The 3,264-nt window shown below is 68.9% G+C and carries 3 protein-coding genes; all 3 read right to left on the bottom strand.

Annotated elements, in window-relative coordinates; genetic code table 11:
• Positions 1-6: 6 nt before the first annotated feature.
• From ACXJKL_RS17885 to ACXJKL_RS17875, 3 genes are read right to left on the bottom strand one after another with little or no spacing between them, the layout of a single operon-like run.
• The gene (locus ACXJKL_RS17885; RefSeq protein ID WP_457208358.1) at positions 7-1,554 is read right to left on the bottom strand and encodes a tripartite tricarboxylate transporter permease; all 1,548 of its coding nucleotides are present in this window, start codon (positions 1,552-1,554) and stop codon (positions 7-9) included.
• Between the two features lie 18 nt (positions 1,555-1,572).
• Complete coding sequence (locus ACXJKL_RS17880; protein ID WP_457208357.1) at positions 1,573-2,112, bottom strand: tripartite tricarboxylate transporter TctB family protein; 540 nt, start codon at positions 2,110-2,112, stop codon at positions 1,573-1,575.
• A 43-nt stretch (positions 2,113-2,155) separates the two neighbouring features.
• Complete coding sequence (locus ACXJKL_RS17875; RefSeq protein WP_457208356.1) at positions 2,156-3,154, bottom strand: Bug family tripartite tricarboxylate transporter substrate binding protein; 999 nt, start codon at positions 3,152-3,154, stop codon at positions 2,156-2,158.
• Between the last annotated feature and the right edge of the window lie 110 nt (positions 3,155-3,264).

Below are 3,264 nucleotides of genomic sequence, written 5' to 3'. Positions count from 1 at the left end.
GGACGGTCATCGCACGCCTGCTTCCTGGTCGGAGTCGTCCGAGACGGTGGGCTCGGAGGTGGGGGTCACGGGGGTACGCCGCCGCATCGCCATCTTGACGAGGGGCAGCGCGATCACCAGCGCGATGAAGGCGATGATCGCCCCGGAGATGGGCCGGGTGACGAAGCCGGACGGGTCGCCGTCGAAGATCAGCATCGAGCGGCGGAAGCTGGACTCCATGAGCGACCCGAGCACGAAGGCGAGGACCATCGGGCCGGGCTCGAAGCCGGTCTTCTTCATGAGGTAGCCGATGATGCCGAAGGTGATCATCACGAAGATGTCGAAGACCGAGTTGTTGATCGTGTAGACGCCCAGGATCGTGATCAACGCGGTGATCGGGGCCAGGATCGCCGGGCGGACCCGCAGGATCTTCACGAAGATGCCGACGAGCGGGATGCTCAGCGCCAGCAGGATCAGGTTGCCGATGTACATCGAGTTGATGACGCCCCAGAACAGCTCGGGGTTCTCGTCGATGAGCTGCGGGCCGGGGGTCACGCCGACGACGAGCAGGGCGGCGAAGAGCATCGCCATGGAGGCGTTGGCCGGGATGCCGATCGTGAGCAGCGGGATGAAGGAGGAGGTGGCGGCGGCGTTGTTGGCCGACTCGGGACCGGCGACGCCCTCGATGGCGCCGCGGCCGAAGCGCGACGGGTCCTTGGCGACCCGCTTCTCCGCCGCGTACGCCGCCAGCGAGGCCATCACGGCACCGCCGCCCGGCAGCACGCCGAGGAAGAAGCCGATGAACGAGCCGCGGCCGATGGCGGGGGCGGCCTCGGTGAGGTCCTTGCGCGAGGGCCAGATGTTGGCGATCGCGGCCGGGACGTGCGGCTTCCCGTGCCGCTCCTCGAGGTTGTAGAGGATCTCGCCGACCCCGAAGAGGCCCATGGCGACGACGACGAAGTCGATCCCGCTCTGGAGCTGCAGGGTGTCGAAGGTGAAGCGGTTGGCGCTGGTGAAGCTGTCGCTGCCGACGGTGGCGAGCAGCAGCCCGACGGCGGCGGCGACCAGGGCCTTGATCGTGTTGCCGTTGCCCACGGTGGCGACCAGCAGGACGCCGAGCAGGGCGAGCGCGGCGTACTCCGGTGGACCGAAGTCGAGGGCGTAGCCGGCGATGATCGGGCCGAGCAGCGTCAGTCCGATGATGGAGACGGTGGCGCCGAAGAAGGAGCCGATCGCGGCGATGCCGAGTGCGGTGCCGGCCTTGCCCTGCTTGGCGAGGGCGAAGCCGTCGAAGACGGTCACCACCGAGCTGGCCTCACCGGGGATGCGCAGCAGCACCGAGGTGATGGTGCCGCCGTACTGCGCGCCGTAGTAGATGCCGGCGAGCATGATGATCGCCGAGATGGGGTCGTTGGCGTTGTAGGCGATCGGCAGCAGGATGGCCATGGTGGCGGCGGGGCCGAGGCCCGGCAGCACCCCGATGAGCATGCCGATGACGACGCCGATCAGGCAGTAGAGCAGGTTGGTCGGTTGGGTCACGACCACGAAGCCGTCGAGGAAGGCGTTCCAGTCCATCGGGGTCTCCTCTTCCGATCAGAAGGCGAGCAGGTGGGGCAGCGGGATCTTCAGGCCGTACAGGAACAGCAGGTAGAACGCCGCTGTTGTGGTGATCGAGATGACGATCGTGCTGCGCCAGCTCTCGCCGCCGAGGAACCGCAGCCAGACGATGCCGAGCAGGACCGCGGGGATCTCGAAGCCGATCGTGGGCAGCAGGAAGCCGAACGCCACGAAGGTCGCGCCCCCCGCCAGGACCAGCAGGCTGGCCCTGGTGAACTTCTCCGCGTCGTCCAGGTGGCGTCCGACCACGAGCAGCATCACGGCGAGCACCGCGATGAGCACGGAGACCGCGAAGGGCCACAGCCCCGGGCCGGGCCGCCGCAGCGACCCGAGCCCGTAGCCGTAGGAGAGGTACGCCGCCCCGAGTCCGAGGGCGAGGACCACGAGCGCCGCGACGACCTGGTACGCCGGTCCGCCGGAGGGCGGCCGCTCGTCGGCCAGGTCGCGGGCCACCTCGGCCTGGAGCTCGGCCAGGATGTCCGGCTCGTCCGCCTGGCGCGTGTCGCGCTCGCTCATGGTGATCTCGTCTCGTCGTCGGGGTGGCGGGTGGTGACCTGTGTCAGCTGGCGTCGCCGAGGTCGATGCCGTACTCCTCGACCAGGTCGGCGTAGCGCTGCGTGTCCTTGTCGAGCTGCGCGACGACCTCGTCACCCGAGATCTCCATCGGGGTGAGGTTGTTCTGCTCGTTGAAGGCCTTGTACTCGTCGGTCGCGAACGTCGCCTGCATGGCCTCCGCGATGGCGTCCTGGACGTCCTGCGGGGTGCCCTTCGGGACGGTCATGAAACGGTACTGCGCGACCTCGACGTCGAGACCCTGCTCCTTCGCCGTGGGCACGTCGGGGAGGAACTCCACGCGCTCGGGACCGAAGACGGTGAGCGGCACGATCTTGCCGGACTTGATGTTCTCGACCGCCTCGCCGACCTGCAGGCAGGCGGTGTCGACCTGGTCGCCGAGGAGGGCGGTGAGCGCGGGGGCGCCGCCGTCGAAGGGGATCGCCTCGGCGGGGGTGTCGTTGACGTTGAAGGTCAGCGCGCAGGCGAGCTGGGCGCCCGTGCCGACGCCGGTCGTTCCGTACGTGATCTTGCCGTCGGCGTTCGCGAGGTCGTCGACCGACGTGAAGCCGCTGCCCTTGCTGGCGACCAGCACGTAGTCGTCACGAGACACCCCCTGCACGACCTCGAAGTCGTCGATGCTGGTGACCTCGTCCTCGCTGACGGCCAGCGGGGTGATGGCGAAGAGCGACGCGTTCTGGACGGAGATCGTCGAGCCGTCGGGCTTGGCCTTGGCCACCTCGGCGGCTGCCAGGGCGCCGTTGGCCCCCGAACGGTTGATGACCGAGAAGGTGCCGCCGAGCTCGTCGGAGAGCCCTCCGGCGACCTGGCGGCTGATCAGGTCGGAGGAACCGCCGGGGTCCGCGCCAACGGGCATCTCGACCGCTCCCGACGGGTAGTCGCCGGTGTCGCTGCCGCCGCCCGCGGTGTTCGAGACGCCGCCGCAGGCGGTCAGGGCCACGACGGCAACGGTGGCGACCGCTCCCAGGCTGAGGTGCTTGCGCATGCTGTGCTCCTTGGAATGTGGTGTGACCGCCGACACTAGAGACGCGCGACGATGCTCGTCCAAGCCCGATTCGGCATGGAATGATATGCGCCGCGCATCGTGGACTACCC

The organism is Nocardioides sp. P5_C9_2 (assembly GCF_054049555.1).
The sequence above is the reverse complement of the archived record's forward strand: the minus strand, read 5'-3'. Positions and strand labels throughout refer to the sequence as shown.